The following is a 26,441-nucleotide window of genomic DNA, read 5'->3' as shown; positions in this document are numbered from 1 at the left end:
CACCCGTGGCGATCGTGACGGGGAGAACGAACGGCGACACCGGCGGTGGCGACACCGCCGGCACGCCCGCACCGGCGGACACCGGCATACCGGCGAGCGCCGGAGCCGGCCGGGGCCCGGCCCGGGCGGTGTCCGAACCCGGCCGGATCCGGCAGCCCGTCGCCCTGATCCGGCTGCTCACCGGGCTCATCGCCATCGCCCTCACCCTGCTGCTCGCCGACTACGCCCGGGCCACCACCGGGGGCATCGCCGCCGACGTCGCCGAGGCCGCCGAACTGGTGCCCCGGCCGCTCGCCGGCCTCGCCGGCGGCCTCACCACCGCCGCCGTGCTGCTGGTGCCCGTCGTCCTCGCCGCCCGCCGCCTCCTCGGCCCCGACCGGCGACGCGCCCTCCAACAGGTCTCCGACGGTCTGCTCGCCGCCGTCCTCGCCTACGGCGCCACCCTGCTCCTCGACCTGTGGGCCGACGGCGTCGCCCCCGTCTCCCTGCTCGCCGCCCTCACCCAGGCCCTGCCGGGCGGCGTCCTCGGCCACACCGAACCCGTCTACGGCTACCTCGCGCCCGTCCTCGCCTTCATGACCGCCTCCGGCAACCGCGAACACCGGGCCCCCTGGGCCGTCCTCGCCCTCTCCGGCCTCGCCGGACTCGCCGGCGGGTACGCCACCCCCACCGCCCTGCTGCTCGGCCTGCTCATCGGCTGGACCGGCGCCCACGGCACCCTCTACGCCGTCGGCACCCCCGACCCGCTGCCCAGGCCCGGCGAGATCCTCCGGGCCCTGCGCGAGAGCGGCCTGCGCCCCGCCGAGGCCCACCCCGCCGGTCCCGACCGCTACCTGGTCCGGCAAGCCGACGACCGGCCCGACCTCGACGTCCAGCTCCTCGACCGGCAGGCCGTCACCGCCGCCGCCGTCCAGCGCGCCTGGCGCCGTCTGCGGCTGCGCACCGCCCCCCACCCCCGGGCCCTGCGCTCCCCCCGCGCAGGCCTCGAACACGAGGCGCTCGTCACCTACGCCGCCCTCGCCGCCGGCGTCCGCACCCGCCGCATCGCCGCCACCGCCGGCCTCGGCCAGGACACCGCCCTCATCGCCTACGAACACCTCCCCGGCCGCACCCTCGACCGGCTCCCCGACGACGAGATCACCGACGACCTGCTGGCCGACGCCTGGCGCCAGCTCGCCCGCCTCCAGCGCCGGGAGATCGCCCACCGGGCGCTCGTCCCGTCCTCCCTGCTGGTGGACGCGACCGGCGCGGTGCACCTGGTCGACTTCGCCGACGGCGACATCGCGGCCAGCGAACTCGTGCTGCGCTGCGACATCGCCCAGTTGCTCACCACCCTCGCCCTGCGGGCTGGCGCCGCCCGCTCCGTCCGCACCGCCGTCACCGTCCTCGGCGCCGACACCGTCGAGGCCGCCCTCCCCCTCCTCCAGCCGATCGCCCTCGCCCGCACCACCCGCCACGCCCTCAAGCGGACCGCCCGACCGACCTCCCCCGCCCGCACGGACGGCCCGGCAGGCCCCGGGCCCGACGAGGCCGCCGCCGGCGGGGGCGGGCTGCTGGAGGAGATCCGGGCGGAGGTGCTGCGGACCAGGCCGCAGGCGGAGGTGCGGCCGGTGCGGTTGGAGCGGCTGCGGCCGCGGACCCTGCTCGCGGTGGTGGGCGGGGTGGTGGCCGGGTGGCTGCTGATCCCCCAGCTGTTCGCGGCCGAGGACAACCCGATCTCGGCGGTGGCCGACGCCGATCCCGCGTGGCTGGCGCTGGCGCTGCTGGCGGCGGCGCTGAGCCACGTGACGGCGGCGATGGGGTTCGTCGGGTTCGTGCCGGAGCGGCTGGACTTCCGCAACGCGGTGCTGGCGCAGCTGGCCGGGGCGTTCGTGAAACTGGTGTCGCCCGGGGGTGTCGGCGGGATCGCGCTGAACACCCGGCTGTTGCAGCGGGCCGGGATCCCGACCGCGCAGGCGCTGTCCAGCGTCGGGGTGGGGCAGTTGATCGGCCTGGTGCTGCACCTGCTCCAGCTGGGCGCCTTCGTCTACCTGCTGGACCTGCAACCGGGCGGTTCGGAGCTGGACGCGCTGCCCGCCGTGGTGGGCGGGCTGGCGGGGGCGGCGGCGCTGCTGGCGGTGGTGTCGGCGGTGCCGCCGGCCCGGCGCTGGCTGGCCGCGCGGCTGCGGCCGCTGACCACCGAGGTGCTGCCGCGGCTGCTGGACCTGCTGCGCAGCCCGGCCCGGCTGGCGGTGGGCCTGACCGGGCAGCTGCTGGTGTCGATCTGCCTGATCGGCTGCCTGTACTGCTGCACCCGGGCGATCGGCCGGGAGCCGTCCTTCGCCTCGGTGGCGGTGGTGTTCCTGGTGGGCAACGCGGCGGGCAACGTGGCACCCACCCCGGGCGGGGCCGGCGCGGTGGACGGGGCGCTGATCGCGCTGCTGCAGCAGACCGCGTCGATGGAGAAGGGCGGCGCGCTGGCGGCGGTGGCGATGTACCGCCTGCTGACGCTGATCCTGCCGGTGCTGCCGGGCTGGGCGGCGATGACCTGGCTGCAGCGCCGCCGGGCGCTGTAGGGCCCCGCACGGCGCACGCACACCGGACGGCGCCCCGGACCGGGCCCGGCCGCGGTTACTCGCGGTACTCGTCCTCGTCGAGCTGGACGACGCGGCTCTGCTCGGCGGCGTCGGCGACATCGGTGGCCGGGTCGGCTCCGACGGCCCGGCGTTCGGCCACCTCGTCGTACTCGTCGCCCTCGGGGGCCTCGTCGTCGGATTCGACGGTCTCGACGGCCTCGTCGATCAGGTAGTCCTCGTGATTCTGCGGCATGGCGTCCGTCCTCACTGTTCGGAGGCGCTGTCCGGAGGCTCCCACGGGCGCGGGGGCGGTACTGGCAGTATCCGTCGCCGGACGGCCGGGCGCGATCGCGCCGCGGCGGCCCCGCGGCGCCCGGGCCGCCGGCCGGCACGGAACGCGCCGCAGGCCACCGGGGGTACGATCGGTGCCGTACCAAGGGCTTACCCACACCCACCCGGTGGCCCCGAGGCCCTTACGAACGACGGGGAAATCATGTCCGGCTCGCACTACTTCACCGGTGCACCCGAGGTCGCCAGCGAGCGCCGGCCGATCACGGTCTCCCTGCCGGACCTCACCCTCGAACTGACCACCGACACCGGAGTGTTCTCGCGCGGCCGGCTCGACCCGGGCACCCGGATCCTGCTGGAGCACGCCCCGCAGCCGCGGGTGCGCGGCCCGATCCTGGACGTCGGCTGCGGCTACGGCCCGATCGCGCTCACCTGGGCGAGCCGGCGCAGGCGGCTGCCGGTCTGGGCGGTGGACGTGAACGAGCGCGCGCTGGAACTGGTGCGGCTGAACGCCGAGGCACTGCGGCTGGGCAACGTCCAGGCCGCGCTGCCCGAGGACGTCCCGCAGGACGTGCGGTTCGCCACCATCTACTCCAACCCGCCGATCCGGATCGGCAAGGCCGCGCTGCGCCGGCTGCTCACGCACTGGCTCGGCCGGCTGACCCCGGACGGCTCGGCGTTCCTGGTGGTGCAGAAGCACCTGGGCTCGGACTCGCTGCAGAAGTGGCTGAACGAGCAGGGCTACCCGACCACCCGGGTCGCGTCGGTCAACGGGTTCCGGATTCTGGAAGCACGACCCCGCCCGGAGCCGGGCGAGGGCACGGAGAGTGGACGGGGAACGTCGTCGTGAAGCAGTTGCGCGGGACCGAACTGAAGCGACTGCACCGCTCGTGGCGGCGCAGCAACGAGTTCCGGCTCGCGATGATCCTGGAGAACCTGCAGTCGCCGTTCAACGTCGGCTCGGTGGTCCGGACCGGGGCCGCGATGGGCGCCGAGAAGCTGTACCTGGCCGGGGAGACCCCGTCGGTGCGCTCCTCGGGCGCGCAGAAGGCCGCGATGGGCACCGACAAGTACCTGAAGGTGGAGCACTTCCCGACGATCGCGGAGGCGGTCGCGGCGGCGAAGGCGGACGGCTTCAAGGTGGTCGGCCTGGAGCTGGCGGACGAGGCGGTGCCGATGTTCGCCGCCGAATTGACCCCGGCGGTGGCCTTCGTGCTGGGGCACGAGGACCGCGGGATCACCCCCGACGCGCTGGCGCTCTGCGACCAGGTGGTGTTCGTGCCGCAGCTGGGCCGGGTCGGCTCGCTGAACGTGTCGGCGGCCGCGACGGTGGCCTGCTACGAGGCACGCCGCCAGGGGTACGCGATCAGCGGCACCCCGGACGGCACCGACCTCGGCGACCTCGGCGGGGCCGACGACGAGTAGGACCTGATCCGATCCGGAGGGGTGTGCCGAAAGGCCCGCCCCTCCGGTCGTTTCCGCCCGGCGGCACGGGACCGTCGACCACGCCTGTGGGCCGGACTTCCCCGGCGTCCGCGGGGAGCGCGCCCCGGCCCCGCCGGCGGTGGTCAGCGCAGCGTCAGCTAAGCGTCAGCGCTCCAGGCGACTGTAGTTGGCATGACGTCGATCACGGCAGTCTCCAGCTGTCTTCCCGACACCATCCCGATCGCGCGTTTCCAACAGGAACTCCAGCTGACGGATGTGCAGCTCCGGCGCTACCAGCGCTTCTACGGGCTCTCCGAGGTGTGCCGCGACCCCGCGGCCACCGAGACCGAGCTGCTGCTGCGCGCCGCGACCAAGCTGGTGGAGCTGCGCGGGCAGGAACAGCGCGTCAAGTACGTCCTCCAGGCCCGCACGATGCCGTCGCCGCTGCCGTACCCGATGACCTCGCTCCGACCGGTCCAGGTCGAGCTCGGCCTGGAGCACGCCGCCGGCTTCGTCGTCTCGCACCACGCCTGCGCCTCCGGGCTGCTCGCGCTGGACCTGGCGGGCACCCTGCTGGCCGCCGACCCGGATCCGCACGCGCTCGCCCTGGTCCTGGCCGGGGAGAAGGCGTGCACCACCCGGACGCAGTCCATCCCGGACGTCACCGTCATGGGCGAGGGCACCGTGGCCTTCCTGGTGAGCGCGGACCGTACCGGCTCCGACCGGATGCTCGGCTACGCGACGCGCACCCACACCCAGTTCGGCGACGAGTTCATCATGGGCGACGCCGCCGCCAAGGAGTTCCAGGACCTGTACGGGCCCGGCCTGTGCGAGGTGATCGGCGCCGCCCTGGAGGAGGCCGGCTGCGGCCTCGACGAGCTGGCGCTCGTGCTGCCGCACAACGTCAACCGGCTGTCGTGGATCGGCGTCTGCAAGACGCTCGGGCTGCCGCTCGACAGGGTCTTCCTCGACCTGGTCGGCGAGACCGGGCACTGCTTCTGCGCCGACCCCTTCATCAACCTGCAGAAGGCCACCGAGCTGGGGCGGCTGCGCCCCGGCGACCGCTACCTGATGACCAGCGTGGGGCTCGGGGCGACCTTCGCCGCGATGGTCCTGGAGCACTGACGGCCGCCCACCGGATCGGCCACCACCGCAGCACCCGCGCACCCGCCGCACCGCGCCCGAGCGCACACGAGAAATGACGAGGTCGACATGCATCTACCGTCCTCCGGCTTCAGCGCGCGCCTCAAGCGCGCCGTGACCGGGTCCGCGGACACCCCGCTGGTGTTCCTGGGCAACTTCGAGGTGGAGAACCACTGGGCGCTCGGCGAGCCCGCGCTGCCCCGGGTCGCCTCGCACGCGGGCAGTGCGGTGGTGAACCGCATGGACGAGTTCGCGCTGCTGCTCGGCGGCAAGGACGACCACGTCGTGCTGAAGACCGCCCTGGACGAGGGCTACCGCGGCTACCTGGAGGGCCTCGGCCTGGAGCTGCCCACCGTGCACGTGGTGGCCGGCCAGGACCCGCAGCGCACCGTCAGCGAGGACGCCCTCGCCGACCCGGAGCTGCTGCGCGCGCTGTCCGCCGTCGCCGCCGAGGGCGCCCGGCTGACCGCGCACGGCATCTCCACCGTCGAGGAGGAGCTGGCCGAGCGCACCGGGCTTCAACTGGGCGCGCCGACCGCCGCGGTCTGCAAGCGGGTCAACAGCAAGGTGTACAGCCGCCGGCTCTCCGACGAGCTGGGCATCCGCCAGGCCCGCGGCTGGGCCTGCGAGACGCTGGAGGAGCTGGCCGAGGCGGTGGCCGCGGCCGGTGAACTGCTGGCGGCGGGCCGCAAGGTGGTGCTGAAGGACGCGTTCGGCGTGTCCGGCAAGGGCATCGTCGTGCTGGACTCCGAGGCCCGGCTGGGCCGGCTGCACCGGATGGCGGTCCAGCAGGCCGAGCGCGCCGCCAAGGCCGCGGGCGGCGCCCCGCGCACCGCGCTGGTGATCGAGGAGTGGGTCGCCAAGCGCTGCGACCTCAACTACCAGTTCACGGTGGGCCGGGACGGCTCCACGCACTTCGACTTCGTCAAGGAGCTGCTGACCGAGGGCGGCGTCCACAAGGGCCACCGGATCCCGGCCCGGCTGACCGACGGGCAGGTCGCCGAGATCGAGGCGACGGCGCTGCGGCTCGGCGAGCGGCTGGCCGCCGACGGCTACCACGGCGTGGTCGGCGTCGACGCGATGGTCGACCCGGACGAGGGCCTGTACCCGGTCATCGAGATCAACGCCCGCAACAACATGTCCACGTACCAGAACGTGGTGCACGAGGGCGGCCTGGCCGGGGCCGACGACGTCGCCGTCGCCCGGCACTTCCCGCTGCGGCTGACCCGCCCGCTGCCCTTCGCCGAACTGGCCGAGGTGCTGGACGGGCTGCTGCTGACCGAGCGGGGACCGCGCCCGCGCGGCCTGTTCGTGAACAACTACGCCACGGTGAACGCCGCCGCGGGCACCGCCGCCGACACCGAAGCGGACGGCTTCGAGGGCCGGCTGTACGGCGTGCTCGTCGGTGCCTCCGACGAGGAGATCGAGGCGCTCGACACCGCCATCACCCGCCGCCTCGCGGCCTACCCGGAACGGAGCTGACCGTGAGCGTCGCATTCGAGGTGCAGGGCCTCGGGATCACCGAGCTCGCCGAGGAGTTCGGCACCCCGCTCTACCTGTACGACGGCGAGGAGATCACCACCCGCTTCCAGGGGCTGCGCGAGGCGCTGCACCCGGCGATGGAGGTTTTCTACTCGCTCAAGGCGAACCCCAACATCTCCGTCTGCGCGCTGCTGCACAGCCTGGGCTCGCGCGCCGAGGTGTCCTCGCTGACGGAGCTGGTCACCGCCCGCCGGGCCGGGGTCGAGCCGCGCGACATCATCTTCCTCGGCCCGGGCAAGAGCCGCGGCGAGGTGGCGGCCTGCCTGGACGAGGACATCCACGCGATCGTCTGCGAGTCGATCGGCGAGCTGGACCTGATCGACGAGGTGGCCCGCGGGCGCGGGATCACCGCCCGGGTCGCGCTGCGGGTCAACCCGAGCTTCTCGGTGAAGGGTTCGGGCCTGACCATGGGCGGCAAGCCGCGCCAGTTCGGCACCGACGAGGAGCTGCTGCTGGCCGAGGGCAGGGACCTCGCCGGCCGCTACCCCAACATCCGGCTGATGGGCGTCCAGGTGTACCTGGGCACCCGCATCCTGATCGAGGAGTCCGTCGTCGAGAACACCCGGCGGATCCTGGAGCTGGCCGAGCGCCTCTCCACCGAACTGGGCTTCCCGCTGGAGACGGTCGACGTCGGCGGCGGCCTCGGCATCGCCTACTTCGACAACGAGAAGGACCTCGACGTCGCCGAGCTGACCGCCGGGCTCAACCCGCTGATCGCGGACTTCCGGGCCCGGCACCCGGAGACCCGCATGATCATGGAGCTGGGCCGCTTCCTGGTCGCCGCGTCCGGCACCTACGTGACCCGGGTGCGCTACACCAAGACCTCGATGGGCGAGAACTTCGCGGTCACCGACGGCGGCACCAACCACCACATGGCGGCCGTCGGCATCGGCTCGTACGTGAAGCGCAACTTCCCGATGGCCGCGCTGGAGCGGCTGGACGAGCCGGCCACCGAGCCCTGGCACATCACCGGCCCGCTCTGCACGCCCAACGACGTCATCGGCAAGAAGGTGCCGATGCCGGCGCTGCGGGCCGGCGAGCTGATCGGGGTGCAGCGCTCCGGCGCGTACGGGCCGACGGCCTCGCCGGTGCACTTCCTCAGCCACGGCTACCCGGCGGAGGTGCTCGTCCTGGAGGGGCGGGCGCACCTGGTCCGGGAGCGCGACGACGTCGAGGCCATGCTCGGCGGCCAGCGGCTGTACACGGCCCCCGGCGACGACCAGAACTGACCACCGACCGGCCGACCCCCGGCCGGGACCAGCCCGAGGAGAACACCATGAGCGACACCGCCAACACCGTGGCCGACGTGAAGTACGTCGACGCCGTCCGCAAGGGCCTGTCGGAGGTCCTCAACAAGGACGTCTCCGGCGCCGACCCGGGCGTCCGCCTCTTCGACGAGCTGGGCCTGGACTCCAGCAGCGCGCTCGAACTGCTCATCACCATCGAGGAGATCCTCGACGTGCAGTTCGACGCCGACGAGCTGGACATGACCCACTTCGAGACCGTGGGCTCGCTGGCCGGCTTCGTCGCCGCGGAAGCGAGCGCCTAAGCATGTTCCGCGCGACTGCGCCCGTGCGGCGTCCGGCCCCGGCCGGCGCGGACGGCACGCCCGGCCCGGCCCCGGCGGCGGTCCTGCCGCGGCTGGTCCGGGCCGGCGCCCACACCCCGCCGGGGCCGGGCGCGCCGTACCGGCCGGAGGCCGCGCGGGAGGACTTCTACCGCGAGCTCGGGGCGCTCTACGGCGCGGACTTCGACCGCGAGCAGTTCGCCGCCTCGGGGCGGCGCACCTCGGTGGAGCTGGCCCACGGCGCGCTCGACGCGCTGGGGCCGCTGACCGCCGAGGAGTGCCCCGAGGTGGTGGTGGTCGCCTACTCCGCACCGGACTTCGACCACGCCGAGCTGGTCGCCTCCTGCGTGAAGGGGCGGCTGCCGGGCGAGCCGCTCTCCTTCGCACTGTCCGACCAGGGCGTCCTGGCGCCGTTCAGCGCGCTGCGGGTCGCCGTGGAGTACGCCCGGCGGTGCGGCTGGTCGCGGCTGCTGCTGCTGGTCGTGGACCAGGGCACCCAGCCGTTCCCGCTGCCCGCGACGGGGCAGAGCGCCGTCCACGCGGACGCCGCGGTCGCGCTGCTGATCCACTGGGACGGCGGCGACGCGCCGCTGGGCGGCGCGGCCCAGGGCCTCCCGGAGCCGGGGCTGTTCGCCGGCTGGGACACCTCGGCCGCGCTGGTCACCGGCTCCGGCCTGTCCGACGGCTGTGCTGAACTTCCGGCACACGGCGGTCCGTGGACCAGGGTGGCGGCCGGACAGCCCGCCACCGGCGGCTGGGCCGCCCTGCTCGCCGCCGCCGACCGGGACCGCCCGGTGGTGGTGGCCGACTACGACCGGGAACGCGGATTCCTGGCCTACTGCACACTCGACACGGGGGAGTTGGGGGTCCGATGACGGTTCCGGCCGAGGTGCGCGAGCACTGGCAGGAGGCCCGGACGAGCGCGCGCAACGACGGCCTCGTCCCCGCACTGACCCTGCTCTCCCGCGCGCTGTCCCCCGGGGTGGCACCGCGCGGCCCGCGCGGGCACGCCGTGGTCCCGCGCGAACTCCTCGGCGAGTACGCCGAGTTCGGCGACGACGAGGACGGGGACGGGAGCCGCGATCCGGTGCCCGGCCTGGCCGTCCTGGGCCCCGCCGGCGGCGATCGGGCCCCCGCCGGCCCCGACGCCCACGACTGGGGCACCGGCCTCGCCTGGCTGCGGCTCGGCGCGTCCGAGCGGCTACGGGAGGCCTGCCTGGCCTACCTCGCGGGCCGCCAGGTCGAGGGTTCCTCGCTGCTGCTGCAGCAGCTGGTCAAGGGCGCGCTCGCCGACGTGCTGATCGACCACCTGGAGATCGAGGGCGTCCTCGACGACCTCGCCGAGGGGCCGGACGACTCCCCGCCGGCCCCCGGCCACCCCCTGGACGGCCCGGCCCTCGCCCGCCTCCAGGCCCAGATCACCCAGGCCGACCGCGCGCTGCTGCGGCTGCTCGGGGCGTACGGTTTCACCGCCGAGGGACCGGGCCGGGCGGCGTACGCCTCCGAGCTCCTCGCCGACGTGTACTGCGGCTGGCCTGGACCGGCCGGGGACACGGCACAGAACGTCGACTCCCGGAAGGGGAACGTGTGATCAGCCTGCCCGGCCCGCTGGAAACCACGCACCGGTACGTGCGGCGGTGGGCCGAAGACCTGCGGGCGGGCGCGCTCGACCTCGACCGGGACCCGGACGCCGTCCACCGCTTCCTGGACCTGCCCGCCGTGCGCTTCCTGGCCGGCCACCAGGTGCCGCCGGAGTGGGACCGGGCGTCCGCCGAGGCCGGTGCCGGCCCCGCGCACGGCCTGGCCACCCTGGAGCGGGTCCTGGTGAGCGAGGAACTGGCGCGCGGCGACGCCGGGATGATGCTGGGCGCGCCCGGCGCCTCGATGTGCGGGGTGCTGCTGAGCGTGCTCGGCAGCCAGGCGCAGAAGGACTGGGTGTACGGCCGGCTCGCCGAACGCCCCCGCTGGACCTGCTTCGGCCTCACCGAGCCCGACCGCGGCTCGGCCATCGGCGAGATGACCACCACGCTGACCCCGGTGGGCGACGGCTCGTACGTCCTGGACGGCGAGAAGCGCTACGTCGGCAACGCCGCCCGGGCCGACCTGGGCGCCGTGTTCGCGCGGGTCGCGGGCACGGAGCGGCTCGGCGTGCTGGCCGTCCTGGTGGACACCGCCGACCCCGGCTTCCGGGCGGAGCCGCTGCCCACCCTCGGCCTGCGCGGCGTCCAGCTGACCCGGATCACCCTCGACGGGGTGCACGTGCCCGCCGAACGGGTGCTCGGTGCCCACCTGCCACCGACCCGGCGGGGGATGTGGAGCATCGTCTCGGTCTTCAACCAGCTCCGCCCGAGCGTGGCCGCGATCGCCCTCGGCATCGCCCGGGCCGCCCACGACTACGTCGCCGAGAACCGCCGGGAACTGCGCGGCGCGGAGCGCGAGCTGTTCGAGTCGCTCGGCCAGCGGATCGACGCGGCCCGCCGGTTGACCTACCGGGCGGCCCTCGCGGTGGACCGCAGGCCGGCCGCCGGGCACCTCTCCTCGGCGGCGAAGGCCCGCGCCTGCGAACTCGCCGAGGACGTCACGATGCGCGCGCCGGGTTTCTTCGGGCCCGGCGCCCGGCTGGACCACCCGCTCCTCGACAAACTCGCCCGGGACGCACGGGGCGTGGAGTTCATGGAGGGGACACGGAACATCCAGAAGCTGAATCTGTTCCAGGGGCTGCACACCGGAAAGGTGGGCCGGTTCTGAACGGGACAGAACAACCGGTCGGTCGGGACGCGGTCGAGATCTGGCAGATTCCGCTGACCGGTGGCGAGCACCCGGACCACCCGGGCGGCGAAGCCGCCCAGGGCGCCCCGGACGGGTACCCGCCGCACCTGGAGGAACTGCTCGACGAGCAGGAGCGGGCCCGCGCCCGGAGCGGACAGCTGCCCGGGCTGCGGCGCCGCTTCGTGCTCGCGCACGCCGCCACCCGGATCGTCCTCGGCGAGCGCCTCGGCCGCGACCCGGCCGGGCTGCGCTTCAGCCGCGGCCCGTGGGGGAAGCCGGCCGTCGAGGACGCGCCGGGCCTGCACTTCAACCTGTCCCACTCGGGCGAGATCGCCCTGCTCGCCCTGGCATCCCGGCCGGTCGGCGTGGATGTCGAGCTGGCCCGCGCCGAGCTGGACACCGCCCGGCTGGCCGGTCGCTTCTTCCCTCCGGACGAACGGGAGCTGGTCGCCCGGGAGGGGCCGGACGCCTTCACCCGGCTGTGGACCAGGAAGGAGGCGTGCGTGAAGGCCTCGGGCGCCAGACTCACCCAGGGCATGGGGATCCCGGTCGCCCACGACGGACCGGAAGCCACCGTGTACGCACGCTCCGGGCCGTTGCCCGGGCCGTGGAGAGTCAACGACCTGCCGCTGCCCGAGGAATACGCGGGGTCCGTCGCACTGATCGGCGACGGGCCCTTTAACGTGTCCCGGCGGATGTGGTATCAAATTCCGCCCGGGGAATCCGGCGGCAGCCCTCTCGGGCCGGCTGTCAAGTAGAAGAAACTCCCCCTCCAATCGTCGAAGTTGTACCCGTGATCATGCGTCGAAGCGTCACTAGATTCGGTGATGCAGGCGAACGCCGCACCGCACCGGCCGGACTCATAAGTCAGGCCCGTGTCTTGATCCGGGCATTTCTTTTGAGGAGGGGAACGTGATCGTGGAAGGCAGGAACGTGATCACCAGGGCCGCTCGGTGGAGCGCCGTCCACCCCTGGTGGGCGATCGCGCTCTGGGTGGCGTTCGTCGTGGCGGCCCTCGTGGTCGGCGGCGTCACGGGCACCCGGCAGGCCACCACCTCCGACCTCGCCATCGGCGAGTCCGGCCGGGCGGCCGCGATCGCCCGCAGCGGCGGCCTCCAGGAGCGCGCGGTGGAGAACGTCCTCATCACCCCGTGGGGCGGCGGCCGGCTCGACCCCGTCCAGGCTCAGTCCGCGGCCTCGGACGCCACCCGCGACCTGAAGGCCCTCCCCGGCATCAGCTCGATCGACGCTCCGGTGCCCGCGCCGGACGGCTCGGCCCTGCTCGTCCCGGTGACCCTCGACGGCGATCCGGAGACCTCCGCCGACCGGGTGCAGCCGCTCATCGACACCGTGGCGAGGACCCACGCGTCGCACACCGAGCTGCGGATGGAGCTCGTCGGCGCCGGCTCGATCAAGGCCGGGCTCAACGAGATGCTGAGCAAGGACCTCGGCAAGGCGACCGTGCTGAGCCTGCCGGTGACGCTGCTCGTGATGGTCTTCGTCTTCGGCGCGATCGTCGCCGCGAGCGTCCCGGTCGTCCTCGGCCTGTCCTCGGTGCTCGCCGGGCTGGGCCTGTGGGGAGTGGCCTCCCAACTGGTGCCCGACCCGGGGCCGGTGACGCACGTCATCGTGCTGATGGGCATGGCGATCGGGGTCGACTACTCGCTGTTCTACCTCAAACGCCAGCGCGAGGAGCGGGCGTTGGGCGCCAACAACATCGACGCCATCGAGATCGCGGCCGCCACCTCCGGGCACTCGGTGCTGGTGTCCGGCGTGGTCGTCATGATCTCGATGGGAGCGCTCTACCTCGCCGGGCACATCGCCTTCGAGTCGATGGCCACCGGCGCGGTGCTGGTGGTCGCCATCGCGATCACCTCCTCGCTGACCGTGCTGCCGGCCATGCTGTCCCGGTTCGGCCGCTACCTGGACGCGCCGCGGGTCCCGCTGGTGTGGCGGCTCACCCAGAAGGGCGGGGTCAAGCCGCGGCTGTGGTCGACCATGCTCAAGCCCGCGCTGCGCCACCCGGTGATCGCGCTGGTGCTCTCGGTCGGCGCGCTGCTCGTCCTCGCGCTGCCCGCCCTCGGCCTGAAGCTCAAGGCCACCGGGATCGACGACCTGCCCCGGTCGATCCCGGCGATGCAGGCCAACGAGCGGCTGACCGACTCCTTCCCGAGTCAGGCCGACACCCACACCGTCGCGGTGAAGGTCCCGGCCGACCGGACGGCGGAGCTGGGCGGCGCGGTGGAGGCGCTGGTCGAACGCGCCTCGCAGGACGCCCTCTTCGTGCACAACCCGGCGCCGACCGTCCGCACCTCCCCCGACGGCACGGTCGCCACCATCGCGATCGGCACCCACTTCGACAGCGGCTCCCCGCAGGCCCGCGCCTCGCTGGCCCGGCTGCGCCAGGACCTCGCCCCGCAGACCCTCGGCACGGTCGCGGGCGCCGAGTTCGCGGTCGGCGGCAGCGACGTCGCGTTCGACGTCGACTACCGGGCGAACGTCATGCGCAAGATGCCCTGGGTGCTCGGGGTGGCCCTGGTGCTGACCTTCCTGGTGATGACCGTCGCGTTCCGCTCGGTGATGCTCGCGCTGATCACCGTGGTGCTCAACCTGCTGTCCGCGGCGGCCTCCTTCGGCCTGCTCGCGCTGATCTTCCAGCACACCTGGGCGGAGGACCTGCTGCACTTCGAGTCCACCGGCCGGGTGGTGGCCTGGCTGCCGCTGATGCTCTTCGTGATCCTGCTCGGCCTGTCGATGGACTACCACGTCTTCGTGGTCAGCCGGATCCGGGAGGCGGCCCGCGGCGGACTGTCCGTCAGGGAGGCGGTCGAGCAGGGCATCACCCGCACGGCGGGCGTGGTGACCAGCGCCGCGGTGGTGATGGTCTGCGTGTTCGCCCTGCTGGCCTCGCTGAACTTCATCGAGATGAAGCAGATGGGGGTGGGCATGGCCTGCGCGGTGCTGCTCGACGCGACGGTGATCCGGATCGTCGTCCTGCCGGCCGTGGTCACCCTGCTCGGCTGGAAGACCTTCTGGCCCTCGCGGCTCGCGCGCCAGACCACGACCCGGGCCCCGCGGATGCCGGCCATCGTGGCCGCGGCGGCGGCGGCCTCGGCGGCCCGCACGACCCTCCCCTAACACGGGACCCGTCCAACTCGACGGCCGGGGAAGGGCTTAGCCCCTTCCCCGGCCCTTTCGTGTGCGTTTCGTGCAGGCACCGGCCACAACCAGTTGTGACAAGGGGTTTGACGCCGACTGTCCCGTGGTGGTTTGTTACGGGAGTTGTAGAATCGCATGCACGTTCGTCGGCACGTGAACGACCTTCCCGGTGACGGGGGGGCGCAACTGCCGCTGGACGCACCACGGGGAAGCAGGGGGCGGTCAGGGGGGTGGCCATGCACAGTGACGGCAGCCTCGCCTCGGCGCGCTGGCGCAACGAGCTCACCCGGGTCGGGACGCTGTCCGGACGGGAACGGCAGGTCTTCGACCTGATCGGTGCCGGACACTCCAACCGCGGCATCGCCGCCCGACTGCACGTCACGGAGCGCACGGTGAAGGCGCACGTCGCCAACATCCTCGCGAAACTGGGAGTGGAGTCGCGGCTTCAGGTGGGGTTGGTGGCGCAGGTTCATCAACTCATGTACGAAGGTACATGGCCGGACGACCCAGGCGTGTCCGATACTTGACCAGCGCGAATGATACCCAGGCTTTTCCCCTTTGTCAGGCCACCCCAAACACGTCGACCACTGTTGACGGTGGCCGGGCCGAGGTCACAGGAGAAAAGCTTGTGGCTGGAGTTCACCGCTAGGGACGGGGAATTTGGTGTACATCTCCATATTAGGCCCACTATTGATCGGCGACGGTCAGCGCACCGTAGGTCTACGGGCGAAGAAGAACCGCGTGATGCTCACCATGCTGGCGCTCAACGCCGGCCAGGTGGTCGCGTTCGACGAACTGATCGACGAACTGTGGGGGGAAGCGCCGCTCAAGAACGCGCGCAACGCCTTGCAGGCCAATGTCAAACGCATGCGCAAATCGTTGGCGGAAATCGGTCTGGAGGGGCCGGACCAGGAACTCATCCGCACGGTTGACAACGGTTACATGCTCAACGTCTCGGAGGACGCGGTCGACGCGTACCGATTCCTGCGGACGGCGGAGAAGGGCGCGGGGCTGGTCAGCGACCGGCCGTACGAAGCGATGGACACGCTCCGCAAGTCGCTCGCGATGTGGCGCGGCCCGGCCCTGCTCGACACGAGCGACGGGCCCTGGTGCCGGGCCGTCGCGCTGCGTCTGGACGAGCAGCGCAAGACCGCGCGGGAGGACCTCATCTCGGCGCAGTTGCAGGCGGGCGAGGCGGGGGCGGTGGTGGCCGAGCTGAAGCAGTTGCTCGCCCAGTACCCGGAACGCGAGCGGTTCAGCGAGCAGTTGATGATCGCCCTCTACCGGTGCGGCCGGCAGTCGGAGGCCGTCGACATCTTCCACCGCACCCGGAAGTGGCTCGACGACGAGTTGGGGCTCAAACCGAGTCGTCGTCTCCACCACCTCTACCAGGCGATCCTGATGCAGGACCCCTCACTGTAAGTCCCGTCGGGGCGAGGGCAGTTCGCCCCGGCACGCCGGCGGCTCCCCTCCTGGGGCGCCGCCGGCGGCCCCGTGACGGCCGGGCCCGGATTCCGGGCCCGGCCGTCCGGTCGTTCAGGACCGGCGCAGCGCGGCGTCGGCCACCGCGCCGATCCGGCCGGCCGCCTCCCGGCCGAGCATCTCCTCGTGGCCGCAGGCGACGTCGTGCACCGTCAGCGCGCCGGTCAGGTGCGCGCGCCAGCGGTCGGCGAGCTCGGCGGCGGGGGCGCCCTGCACCTCGTCGGCGGCGGTGAACAGCAGCAGCGAGCCGTCGAACCGGCCGGGGGTGAACTCCCGGGCGATGTCGGTGTGGTGGCGCATCACCGCCATCAGCCGGCGCAGCTCCCCGTCGTCGATGCCCGCCCCGGTGGCGTGGTGGGCGAGGAAGGCCCCGCGGATCTCCTCGTCGGTCGGATCGTGGTCGCCCGGCAGCACCGGGAAGACGTCCAGCGCCGCCAGGAAGGCCACCCGCTCGCCCGCCGCCTGGAGCTGCACCGCCATCTCGTGCGCGACCAGCCCGCCGAAGGACCAGCCCAGCAGGTGGTACGGGCCGTGCGGCTGCACCCCGCGGATCCTCGCCAGGTACGTGGCCGCCAGCTCCCGTACGCCCTGCGGCCGTTCCCACTCCCCCTCGGGCGCGGCGACGCCGTCGGACTGCAGCGCGTACACCGGCCGGGCCTGGTCGAGGTGCGGGGCCAGCTCCGCGTACGGCAGGCCGAAGCCGACCCCGCCGTGCACGCAGAACAGCGGCTCGGCGGTGCCGCCGGGCCGGATCGGCAGCACCGGCTCCAGCACCGTCGCGGGGAGCCGCCGCGAGGCGGCGGGCCGGGCGGCGGCGGCGAGGGCCGCCACCGTCTTGTGGGTGAAGACGTCGGCCAGCGAGAGCGTGAGCCCGGCCTTCGCGGCCCGGCTGACGATCTGCACCGAGCGCAGGCTGTCGCCGCCGAGGTCGAAGAAGTCCCCGTCGGCGCCGACCTGGTCGAGGCCGAGGATCTCGCCGAAGACCCCGGCGATGACCTCCTCGGCCGGCGTGCCCGGGCGCCGCGCCGGGGCCTGCGCGGCGGCGGGCGCGGCACCGGGCGCCGGCAGGGCGCGGGTGTCGAGCTTGCCGTTCGCGGTCAGCGGCAGCGCGGGCAGCGTCACCAGCGTCGCGGGCACCATGTGCGCGGGCAGCGACTCGGCGACGAACGCGCGCAGCACCGGCACGTCGACGGCGGCGACGCCGGGCAGCGGCACCACGTACCCGGTCAGCTGGGGCACGCCGGTGGGCGAGGGCGCGACCCGCACCGCGGCCTGCACGACCACCGGGTGGCGCACCAGCGCGGCCTCGATCTCGCCGAGCTCGATCCGGAAGCCGCGCAGCTTCACCTGGTGGTCGACCCGGCCGACGTAGTCGAGCGTGCCGTCGGCCCGCCAGCGGGCCAGGTCGCCGGTGCGGTACATCCGGGTGCCGGCCGGGCCGTACGGGTCGGCGACGAAGCGCTCGGCGGTGGTGACCGGGCGGCGCAGGTAGCCGTGCGCCAGGCCGGTGCCGGCGACGTACAGCTCGCCGGTGACACCGACCGGGGCCGGGGCGAGGGCGTCGTCCAGGACGTACACCCGGTGGTTGTCCAGCGGGCGGCCGATCGGCGGGCGGCCGCTGCCCGGACGCAGCGGCTCGCTCCAGGTGGCGCAGACCGAGGTCTCGGTCGGGCCGTAGGCGTTGCGGAACTCGACCTGCGGGGCGAAGCGGTCGACCAGAGCCGGCGGGCAGGCCTCGCCGGCGACCAGCAGGTGCAGGTCCGCGGGCAGCGCCACGTCCTCGGGCAGGCCCGCGACCACGGTGGGCGGCAGCACAGTGTGGTTGACCCGGTGCTCGGCGAGCAGCGCGGCCAGCACCTCGCCGGAGACCCGGCTCTCGTCGGTGGCGACCACCAGGGTGCCGCCCGAGTACAGCGAGACGCCGAGCTCCCAGACGGTGGCGTCGAAGCTGAACGAGGCGAACTGCAGCACCCGGGTGTCCGGCCCCGCGCCCATCCGCGCCTGGTGGTTGGCGGCCAGGTTGGCCGCCCCTAGGTGCGGCACCGCGACGCCCTTGGGGCGGCCGGTGGAGCCCGAGGTGTAGATCACGTAGGCGACGTCCTGCGGGAGGAGCGGCCGGGTGCGGTCGGCGTCGACGGGGTTGCGGTCGGGCCGGCCGGCCAGGTCGGACCGGGTGCGCAGGGAGTCCAGGACCAGCGGGACGACGCCCTCGGCCAGCCCCGGGATCCGGTCGGCGACCGCCTCGACGGTCAGCACCTGGGCGGGCGCCGCGTCGTCGAGCATGTAGGCGATCCGCTCGGCCGGGTACTGCGGGTCGACCGGCAGGTAGGCGGCGCCGGTCTTGAGCACCGCCAGCAGCGCGATCACCAGCGGCGCGGAGCGCGGCATCGCCAGCGCGACCACGTCGCCCGGGCCGACCCCGCGCTCCAGCAGCAGGTGGGCGAGCCGGTTGGCCCGCTCGTTGAGCGCCGCGTAGGACAGCCGCGTCGTCGCCGGACCGGCCGGCACGCCGTCCGGGCCGATCAGCGCGGGGTGGTCCGGGTCGGCGGCCGCCAGGCCCTCGAACACGGCGGTCAGGGTGACCGGGGTGAACGGGGCGGTCGGGCCGGCCCACTCCTCCAGCAGGACGCGGCGCTCCTCGGCGGTGAGCAGGTCGAGGGCGCTGAGCGGCGCGTCGGGGGTGCGGGCGGCGGAGTCGAGCAGGGTGGCCAGGGCCCGGGCGAGGCGGGCCGCCGTCGCCCCGGTGAACAGGTCCTCGCGGTACTCCAGGCGGATGTCCAGACCGGCCGGGGCGCCGTCCGGACCGGTCCGCTCCAGCACCTGGAAGGACAGGTCGAACTTGGCCGTCGTGCTGCCGATCGGCAGCACCTCGGCGCTCAGGCCGGGCATCGCGGGCAGCGGGTCGGCACTGTTCTCGAAGGCCAGGATCACCTGGAAGAGCGGCTGCCGGCCCATCGAGCGGACCGGGTTGAGCTCCTCCACCAGGTGCTCGAAGGGCAGTTCGGCGTGCCCGTAGGCGGTCAGGTCGGTCTCCCGGACCCGCCCGAGCAGGGCGGTGAACGCCGGGTCGCCCGAGGTGTCGGTGCGCAGCACCACGGTGTTGACGAAGAAGCCGACCAGGTCGCGGACGGCGTCGTCGGTGCGCCCGGCCACCGGGCTGCCGAGCGGGATGTCGGTGCCCGCGCCCAGCCGGGTGAGCAGTGCGGCCAGGCCCGCCTGGACGGCCATGAACAGGCTGGCGCCGCCGCGCCGGGCCAGTTCGGCGAGCCGGGCGTGGGTCCCGGCGGGCACCGTGCACTCGACCTCGGCGCCGCGGTGCCCGGCCCGGGCCGGGCGGGGGAAGTCGGTGGGCAGGTCCAGTTCCTCCGGGATGCCCGCCAGCGCCTCGCGCCAGTGCGCGAGTTCGGCGCTGGCCAGGCTGTCCGGGTCGTCCTTGGAGCCGAGCAGTTCGCGCTGCCAGAGCGCGTGGTCGGCGTACTGCACCGGCAGCGGCTCCCAGCGCGGCCCGGCGCCCTCCAGCCGGGCCCGGTAGGCGTCGGAGAGGTCGCGGGCGAGCGGGCCGAGCGACCAGCCGTCGGCGGCGATGTGGTGCACCGTCAGGGCCAGCGCGTGGCTGTCCCGGCCGAGGGTGAACAGCCGGGCCCGCAGCGGTACCTGGGCGGACAGCTCGAAGGGGTGGACGGCCTCGGCGGCCAGCGCCGCCTCCAGCGCGCCCGGTGCCGCCCCGGAGAGGTCCACCACGACCAGCGGGGCGCCGGCCTGCTCGGCCTCCTCGGCGGAGAGCACCAGCTGCGAGGGCAGCCCGTCGGCCTCGGCGAAGACGGTGCGCAGGCTCTCGTGCCGGGCCACCACGTCCCGGACGGCGGCGGCCAGCGCGGCGGCGTCCAGCGGGCCGGTGAGGCGGACCGCCAGCGGGATGTTGTAGTTGCCGGTGGGCCCGTCCATCTTGTCCAGGAACCAGAGCCGCTCCTGGGCGTGCGAGAGCGGCACCGAGGACGGCCGGTTCGGGACGGCGCGCAGCGCGGGGCGCCGGGGGGCCGGCTCCGCCGCGACCGCCGCCGCGTCCGGGGCGAGGGCGCGGGCCAGCGCCTCGGCCGTCCGGGCGTCGAACAGGGTCCGCACCGGGACGTCCACGCCGAGCGCGGCACGCAGCCGGTTGGCGACCCTGGTCGCGGACAGCGAGTGGCCGCCGAGTTCGAAGAAGTCGTCGTCGGCGCCGACCCGGTCGAGCCCGAGGGCCTCCGCGAAGACCGCGCAGAGCAGTTCCTCGCGCTCCCCCGCGGGCTCGCGTCCGGTGCCCGCCCGCTCGTCCGGCGGGGCGGGCAGGGCCTTGCGGTCGACCTTGCCGTTGGGGGTCAGCGGCAGGTCGTCCAAGGGAACGTACACGGCAGGGATCATGTGCGTGGGCAGCACCGATGACGCCCGCTCCCGCAAGCGGTCGCGGTCGATCCCTGCCGGTACGACATAGGCGACCAGGCGGGCGTCCCCCGCCCGGTCGGTGCGGGCCGTGACGACGGCCCGCGTCACTCCGGGCTGCGCCGCGAGCACGGACTCGATCTCGCCGAGCTCGATGCGGTAGCCACGGATCTTCACCTGGTGGTCGCTGCGCCCCGCGTACTCCAGCGCGGTGCCGGCGGCGTCCCAGCGGACGATGTCGCCGGTGCGGTACATCCGCTCGCCGCTCGGGCCGTACGGGTCGGCGACGAAGCGCTCGGCACTCAGGCCGGGGCGGCCCAGGTAGCCGCGGGCCAGGCCGGTGCCGGCGAGGTAGAGGTCGCCGAAGGTGCCGTCGGGGACGGGGCGCAGCGCGCCGTCCAGGACGTACACCCGGGTGTTGGCGATCGGGCCGCCGATCGGCGGCGGCCCGGCCTCGGCGGCGGTCAGCGGCGCGGCGGTGGACCAGATGGTGGTCTCGGTCGGGCCGTACACGTTGGTCACGGACGCGCAGTGCGCGGTGAGGGTGCGGGCCAGCGGCTCGGGCAGTGCCTCGCCGCCGACCAGGGCGCGCAGGCCGGCCAGCCGGGGGGCGTGGTCGGCGGCGAGCGACTGCCAGAGGCTGGGGGTGGCCTGCAGCAGGGTGGCGTCCAGGCCGGTGACGGCGTCCGCCAGGGCGGCCGGATCGCGGACCGTCTCGCGGTCGGCGACCAGCAGTTCGGCGCCGGCGGCGAGCGGGACGAACAGCTCCAGGTTGGCGATGTCGAAGCCGAAGGTGGTGACGGCGAGGAAGCGGTCCTCGGTGGTCACCTCGAAGCGGGCGACCATGTCCTCGACCAGGTTGACCAGCGCCCGGTGCGGCACCACGACGCCCTTGGGGCGGCCGGTGGAGCCCGAGGTGTAGATCACGTACGCGGGGTGGTCGGCGTGCGGGGCCGTGCCCGGTACGCGCTGCCCGGGCGCACCGGTCGCGGCGTCCGGGCCGTCCAGCACCCACAGCTCGCCGGTGCTCATCTCGCCTTCGGCGGATTCGGCGGCTTCGGCGGCGAGGAGTTCGCGCACCCGGCGGTGGGTGAGGGTCACCACCGGGGCGGCGTCGGCGAGCATGTAGCGCAGCCGGTCGGCCGGGTAGTCCGGGTCCAGCGGCAGGTAGGCCGCGCCGGACTTGAGGACGGCCAGGGCGGCCACCACCAGGTCGCAGGAGCGGTCCAGGGCGATCGCCACCACCTGCTCCGGGCCGGCCCCGGCGGCGTGCAGGGCGTGCGCCAGCGCGTCGGCGCGGTCGTGCAGTTCGCGGTAGGTCAGGCGCTCCTCGCCGCAGCGCACGGCGGGCGCGTCCGGGGTGCGGGCGGCCCGGGCGGCCAGCAGCGGGGCCAGCCAGTCGCCGGGCAGCGGCACCCCGGTGGCGTTGCGGGCCCCGGTGATCCCGGCGCGCTCGGCCTCGTCCAGGACGTCCAGCCGGCCGCACGGCTCGTCGGGCCGGGCGACGGCGGCGGCCAGCAGCCGGGCGAAGCGCCGCCCGACCAGTTCGGCCTCGGCCCGGGTGACCAGCGCGGGCACGTGGTTGACGGCCAGGCCGAACGGGGTGCCGGGGAAGACCGTGAGGGTGACCGGGAAGTGGGTGGCGGAGCGGACGTCGGCGCCGGTCACCCGGGGGCCGGTGCCGGTGGCCAGCGGCAGGCCGCCCATCGGGTAGTTCTGGAACATCAGGGCGGTGTCGAAGAGTTCGCCGCGCACGGCGGTGAGCTGCTGGACCTCCGCCAGGGTCAGGTGCTCGTACGCCAGCAGCGCGGTCTGCGACCGCTGCACGTCGGCGAAGAGCTCGGCCGGGGTGCGGGCCGGGTCGACGTCCACCCGGACCGGGAGCGTGTTGGCGAACAGGCCCACCATCCGCTCGACGTCCGGGACCTCGGCCGGCCGGCCGGAGGTGACCGCGCCGAACAGCACGGTGTCCTGGCCGGTCAGCCGGGACAGCAGCAGCGCCCAGCAGCCCTGCACCACCGCGTTGACGGTCAGGCCGCGCGAGCGGGCGAAGCCGGTCAGCGCGGCGGAGACCTCGGGGGTCAGCTCCAGCGGGACGGCCTGCGGCAGCGCGGCGGCGCCGGCGGCCCGGTCGCGGCCGGCCGGCACCAGCCGGGTCGGGTCGACGACCCCGGCCAGGGCCGTGCTCCAGGCCTGCCGGGCGGCCTCCTTGTCCTGCGCGCCGAGCCAGGCCAGGTGCGCCTGGTAGCGGGCCGCGCCCGCCTGCGGCTGCTTGGCGGGGGCGCCGCCGGCCTTCAGCTCCTCGGCGAGCGCGGCGAGTTCGCCGATCAGCGAGACCATCGACCAGCCGTCCACCAGGATGTGGTGGACGGTCCAGACCAGCCGGCAGCGCCCGCCCTCGGCGCGGGCCAGGGTGAGCCGCTGGAGCGGCGGGCGGGCGAGGTCGAAGCGGCGCAGCCGGTCCTCCTCGGCGAGCCGGTCGAACTCCGCCTCCGGCCCCTCGGCGCCGGCCGCCACCGCGACCTCGCGCCACGGCAGTTCGACCGACGTGGGGATCACCTGGATCGCCTCGCCGTTCCTGCGGTGCCGGAAGCAGGCCTTCAGGTTGGGGTGCCGCTCCAGGAGCAGGCCCGCCGCGGTGCGCAGCGCGGCGGCATCGGCGTCGGTCAGCTCGTCCAGGTCGAGGACCAGCTGAATGGTGTAGACGTCCGTCCCCTCACGGTCGTACTCCGAGAGAAAGAGCAGTCCCTGTTGCAGCGGCGAGAGCGGAAGGACTTCACTGATGGCGGACGGCCGATTCAAACCGGGCTCCTCGTGGAAGGCCTGCAAGTGCGGAATAACAAACGCTTTCCGATGGCGCTGACGAGCAACTGACCGGCAACTGACGGACGGCTGACGCGCGCCTGCGGGCGGGTCCGAAACCCTGGTCGCGGACCCCGTCAGCAGTCCGTCAGCCCCTCGTCAGCGCCCGGCGGGAGGCTTGCCGCCGAGGCTAATTCGTTACCGAAGGCCAGGAGTCTCCAGTGCCGGTCATTTCCGCGTCGCACGAATTCGAGGTCAGCGACCTCTTCGTGAATCTGCAGCCGTTCTTCGGGCACCGTCTCTTCCTGAAAGTCGAAGGGTTCAACTTCGCCGGGTCCATCAAGCTGAAAGCGGCCCGGGAAATGGTCGCGCAGGCCGAGGCGGCGGGCGTCCTCGGCCCCGGCTCGACCCTGGTGGAATCCTCGTCCGGGAACATGGGCGTCGCCCTGAGCGTGCTCGCCGCCAGCCGCGGCTACAAGTTCATCTGCGTCACCGACTCTCGCTGCAACGAGGTCACCCGCCGCACCATGGAGTCGTACGGCGCCGAGGTGCACCTGATCACCGAGCCGCACGAGACCGAGGGCTTCCTCGGTGCGCGGATCCGCCACGTCAAGGCGCTGCTCGCCGCCGACGAGAAGCGGGTCTGGCTCAACCAGTACCTGAGCCCGGGCAACTGGATGGCGCACTACCGGACCACCGCGCCGGCCATCGCCCGCCAGTTCCCGGACCTGAACGTGCTGTTCATCGGCGCGGGCACGACCGGGACGCTGATGGGCTGCGCCCGGTACTTCCGCGAGCGGCGCCCCTCGGTGCGGGTCGTCCCGGTCGACAGCGTCGGCTCGGTCACCTTCGGCGCCCCGCCGGCCACCCGGCACATCCCGGGCCTGGGCACCAGCGTGCGCCCCGCGCTGCTGGACGAGTCGCTGGTGGAGCGGGCGGTCCACGTCGAGGAGACCGACACCGTCCGGACCTGCCGCGAACTGATGCGCGGCGGCTTCCTGTTCGGCGGCTCCACCGGGACGGCCGTCAGCGGCGCGCTGCGCTGGCTGAACGAGCACTACGGCGACGGCGCGGGCGGCGTGCGCGAGCGGGTGACCGCTGTGACCATCTCGCCGGACCTGGGCGAGCGCTACATGGACACCGTCTACCACGACGAGTGGGTGCGCGGTTCGGTCGGCCCGGAGGGCCTGCTGCCCGGGATCGAGCACCGGGGCCTCGGGGCGGGCGTCGCCACCGGGCTCCACGCCGGGCTCCAGACCGTGTCCGGCTGACCGGACCGGCGGGGTCGGGGCCGCCGCGAGCGGGGCCGGCGGGGTCAGAGGGTCGAGAGTTTTCAAGGCGGGGCTGAGGCTGAGAATGACGGAGAGCAAAGCAGTGACGACAAACCGGAACGCTGTCCTTCCGCTCACCGCGGCACAGGCCGAGATCTGGTTCGACGAGCAGTTCGCCGCCGGGCCGCTGGCCTACAACATGGCGGACTACATCGATCTGCGCGGACCGCTCGACGCCGAGCTGCTCGGACGGGCGCTGCAACGCCTCGGCCACGAGGCCGAGGGGCTGCGGGTGCAGTTCGTCGAGGAGGACGGCGCCCCCGGCCAGATCATCCGCCCGCTCGCCCAGCTCCCGCTCAGGACGCTGGACTTCAGCGGCGAGGCGGAGCCGTCGGCGGCCGCCGAGCGGTGGATGCGGGCCGACCACGCCGACCCGATGGAGGTCACCGACTTCCCGCTGTTCCGCGGCGCGCTGATCAGGCTCGCCCCGGAGCACCACCTGCTCTACCTGTGCATGCACCACATCCTCGCCGACGGCTTCAGCCGCTCGCTGCTCTACCCCAAGCTGTCCAGGGCCTACACCCGGCTGGCCGCCGGCGAGGGCCCGGCCGAGCTGGACGCCGACGCCATGCCGGCCTTCCACCGGCTGCTGGACGCCGAGCGCAAGTACCTCGACTCGTCGATGGTCGAGAAGGACCGCGCCTACTGGACGGACCGCCTCACCTCCGACCGGCACGGCCCGGCGCCCGAGCTGGTCTCGCTCTCCGAGCAGGAGCCGGCCCCCGGCCGGGTCGCGCTGCGCGAGACCGCCCGGCTCTCCCCCGCGACCACGGCCGCGCTGCACGCCCTCGCCCAGGACGGCAAGGTCACCATGCCGGTCCTGATGGTCGCCGCGATGGCCGCCTACACCCAGCGCGTCACCGGGGTCCCGGCGCCGCTGCTCACCCTGCCGGTCACCGGCCGGGTCGGCGCGGTCAGCCGCGAGATCCCCGGCATGCTCGCCAACTACCTGCCGCTGGCCGTGCGGGTGCGCCCGGAGATGACCCGCACCGAACTGCTGCGCGCGGCCTGGGTCGAGGTCGCCGGCACGCTGAAGCACCAGCGCTACCGCGGGGACAGGGTCCGCCGCGACATCGGCCTGCGGATCGACGACCAGCGCGCCTTCGGCCCGTTCATCAACGTGCTCAACCAGGACCCGGAGCTGGCCTTCGGCGACTGCCGCGGGGTCGTGGTCAACCTGTCCACCGGCATCGTCAAGGACCTCATCATGACGGTCCTGAACGCGGACGACGGCACCGTCGAGATCCACCTCGACGGCAACCCCGAGCTGTACGAGCCGGCCGAACTCGCCACCCACCTCGCCCGGTTCGGGACCTTCCTCGGCGCCCTCGCCACCATGCCCGCGGACCGCCCGCTCGGCCAGGTGGGCCTGGGCGCGACCGGCGAACCGCTCGGGCTGCTCGGCGCCTGGGATCCGGCCACCGCCGCCGACCAGGGTCTGGTCGAGCGGGTCCGCGCCGTCGCGGCCGGTACGCCGGACGCGGTGGCCGTGGCGGACGGCGCCGAGCGGATCGACTACCGCGAACTGGTCGCCCGCGCGGCGGGCCTGGCCGCCCGGCTGACCGCCGCCGGGGTCACCACCGGTTCGGTGGTCGCGATGTTCGCCGAGCCCGGCGTCCCCTTCGTCACCGGCGTGCTGGCCGTCCAGGCCGCCGGCGGTGCCTACCTGCCGCTCGACCCGGCCGCCCCCGCCGCCCGCAACACCGGGCTGCTGGAGGACGGCGGCGCCCGCCACCTGCTGGTCGGCGCCGGGTACGAGGCACAGGCCGCCGAGCTCACCGCCGGGGCGACCACCGCCCTGCCGCTGACGGACCCCTCCGACTCCGGCAGTGGCGCCGAACTCACCTCTGTCGGAGGTGAGTTGGATCTGGCGTACGTGATGTTCACCTCGGGCTCCACCGGCAAGCCCAAGGGCGCCATGGTCCAGCGCTCCGGCATGATGAACCACCTCTGGGCCAAGGT

General features: G+C 74.1%; 18 protein-coding genes. 16 read left to right on the top strand and 2 right to left on the bottom strand.

Annotated elements, in window-relative coordinates:
* Positions 1-5: 5 nt before the first annotated feature.
* The gene (locus ABT015_RS10390; protein ID WP_350878300.1) at positions 6-2,555 is read left to right on the top strand and encodes a lysylphosphatidylglycerol synthase domain-containing protein; all 2,550 of its coding nucleotides are present in this window, start codon (positions 6-8) and stop codon (positions 2,553-2,555) included.
* Positions 2,556-2,610: 55 nt separating this feature from the next.
* Here the strand turns inward: ABT015_RS10390 and ABT015_RS10385 are convergent, their stop codons facing one another.
* Positions 2,611-2,808 carry a hypothetical protein gene (locus ABT015_RS10385; protein ID WP_063348742.1) on the bottom strand — a complete coding sequence of 66 codons (198 nt, stop codon included), beginning with the start codon at positions 2,806-2,808 and terminating at the stop codon, positions 2,611-2,613.
* A 240-nt stretch (positions 2,809-3,048) separates the two neighbouring features.
* Between ABT015_RS10385 and ABT015_RS10380 the strand changes: the two genes are divergently transcribed.
* From ABT015_RS10380 to ABT015_RS10320, 13 genes are all read left to right on the top strand, one after another.
* Positions 3,049-3,693 carry a class I SAM-dependent methyltransferase gene (locus tag ABT015_RS10380; RefSeq protein WP_063348741.1) on the top strand — a complete coding sequence of 215 codons (645 nt, stop codon included), beginning with the start codon at positions 3,049-3,051 and terminating at the stop codon, positions 3,691-3,693.
* The gene (locus ABT015_RS10375; RefSeq protein WP_350878299.1) at positions 3,690-4,268 is read left to right on the top strand and encodes a TrmH family RNA methyltransferase; all 579 of its coding nucleotides are present in this window, start codon (positions 3,690-3,692) and stop codon (positions 4,266-4,268) included. The genes ABT015_RS10380 and ABT015_RS10375 overlap by 4 nt, the downstream gene beginning before the upstream one ends.
* Before the next feature lie 192 nt (positions 4,269-4,460).
* Entirely contained in the window at positions 4,461-5,393 is a 933-nt protein-coding gene (locus ABT015_RS10370; RefSeq protein ID WP_350878298.1) for a 3-oxoacyl-[acyl-carrier-protein] synthase III C-terminal domain-containing protein, read from the top strand.
* A gap of 87 nt (positions 5,394-5,480) precedes the next feature.
* Positions 5,481-6,893 carry a preATP grasp domain-containing protein gene (locus tag ABT015_RS10365; protein WP_350878297.1) on the top strand — a complete coding sequence of 471 codons (1,413 nt, stop codon included), beginning with the start codon at positions 5,481-5,483 and terminating at the stop codon, positions 6,891-6,893.
* Positions 6,894-6,895: 2 nt separating this feature from the next.
* A complete protein-coding gene (locus ABT015_RS10360) occupies positions 6,896-8,182 on the top strand; it encodes a type III PLP-dependent enzyme (RefSeq protein ID WP_350878296.1) in 1,287 nt (428 codons plus the stop codon).
* 47 nt (positions 8,183-8,229) lie between these two features.
* Positions 8,230-8,502, top strand: a complete 273-nt coding sequence (locus tag ABT015_RS10355; protein WP_063348736.1) for an acyl carrier protein — start codon at positions 8,230-8,232, stop codon at positions 8,500-8,502.
* A gap of 2 nt (positions 8,503-8,504) precedes the next feature.
* Positions 8,505-9,395 (top strand): hypothetical protein, encoded by an 891-nt coding sequence (locus ABT015_RS10350; protein ID WP_350878295.1) that lies wholly within the window; start codon positions 8,505-8,507, stop codon positions 9,393-9,395.
* Positions 9,392-10,111 carry an acyl-CoA dehydrogenase family protein gene (locus ABT015_RS10345; protein WP_350878294.1) on the top strand — a complete coding sequence of 240 codons (720 nt, stop codon included), beginning with the start codon at positions 9,392-9,394 and terminating at the stop codon, positions 10,109-10,111. The genes ABT015_RS10350 and ABT015_RS10345 overlap by 4 nt, the downstream gene beginning before the upstream one ends.
* The gene (locus ABT015_RS10340; protein ID WP_350878293.1) at positions 10,108-11,268 is read left to right on the top strand and encodes an acyl-CoA dehydrogenase family protein; all 1,161 of its coding nucleotides are present in this window, start codon (positions 10,108-10,110) and stop codon (positions 11,266-11,268) included. Before ABT015_RS10345 ends, ABT015_RS10340 begins: the two co-directional genes overlap by 4 nt.
* A 203-nt stretch (positions 11,269-11,471) precedes the next feature.
* Entirely contained in the window at positions 11,472-12,047 is a 576-nt protein-coding gene (locus tag ABT015_RS10335; protein WP_350878292.1) for a 4'-phosphopantetheinyl transferase family protein, read from the top strand.
* 154 nt (positions 12,048-12,201) lie between these two features.
* Positions 12,202-14,427, top strand: a complete 2,226-nt coding sequence (locus ABT015_RS10330) for an MMPL family transporter (RefSeq protein ID WP_350878291.1) — start codon at positions 12,202-12,204, stop codon at positions 14,425-14,427.
* 257 nt (positions 14,428-14,684) lie between these two features.
* Positions 14,685-14,975: a helix-turn-helix domain-containing protein gene (locus tag ABT015_RS10325; protein ID WP_107453059.1), complete on the top strand. Its 291-nt coding sequence runs from the start codon at positions 14,685-14,687 to the stop codon at positions 14,973-14,975.
* 136 nt (positions 14,976-15,111) lie between these two features.
* A complete protein-coding gene (locus tag ABT015_RS10320; protein WP_350878290.1) occupies positions 15,112-15,870 on the top strand; it encodes an AfsR/SARP family transcriptional regulator in 759 nt (252 codons plus the stop codon).
* A 114-nt stretch (positions 15,871-15,984) separates the two neighbouring features.
* Here ABT015_RS10320 and ABT015_RS10315 read toward each other — a convergent pair whose 3' ends face one another.
* Positions 15,985-23,148, bottom strand: a complete 7,164-nt coding sequence (locus tag ABT015_RS10315; RefSeq protein WP_350878289.1) for a non-ribosomal peptide synthetase — start codon at positions 23,146-23,148, stop codon at positions 15,985-15,987.
* A 221-nt stretch (positions 23,149-23,369) separates the two neighbouring features.
* On the opposite strand from ABT015_RS10315, the gene sbnA reads away from it, so the two are divergent.
* A complete protein-coding gene (sbnA, locus tag ABT015_RS10310; RefSeq protein ID WP_350878288.1) occupies positions 23,370-24,419 on the top strand; it encodes a 2,3-diaminopropionate biosynthesis protein SbnA in 1,050 nt (349 codons plus the stop codon).
* Positions 24,420-24,522: 103 nt separating this feature from the next.
* Positions 24,523-26,441: condensation domain-containing protein (locus tag ABT015_RS10305; RefSeq protein WP_350878287.1), on the top strand; the 1,919-nt coding region annotated here is incomplete at its 3' end.

This window comes from Kitasatospora sp. NPDC094016, assembly GCF_040304045.1.
Classification (GTDB): Bacteria; Actinomycetota; Actinomycetes; order Streptomycetales; family Streptomycetaceae; genus Kitasatospora.
The sequence above is the reverse complement of the archived record's forward strand: the minus strand, read 5'-3'. Positions and strand labels throughout refer to the sequence as shown.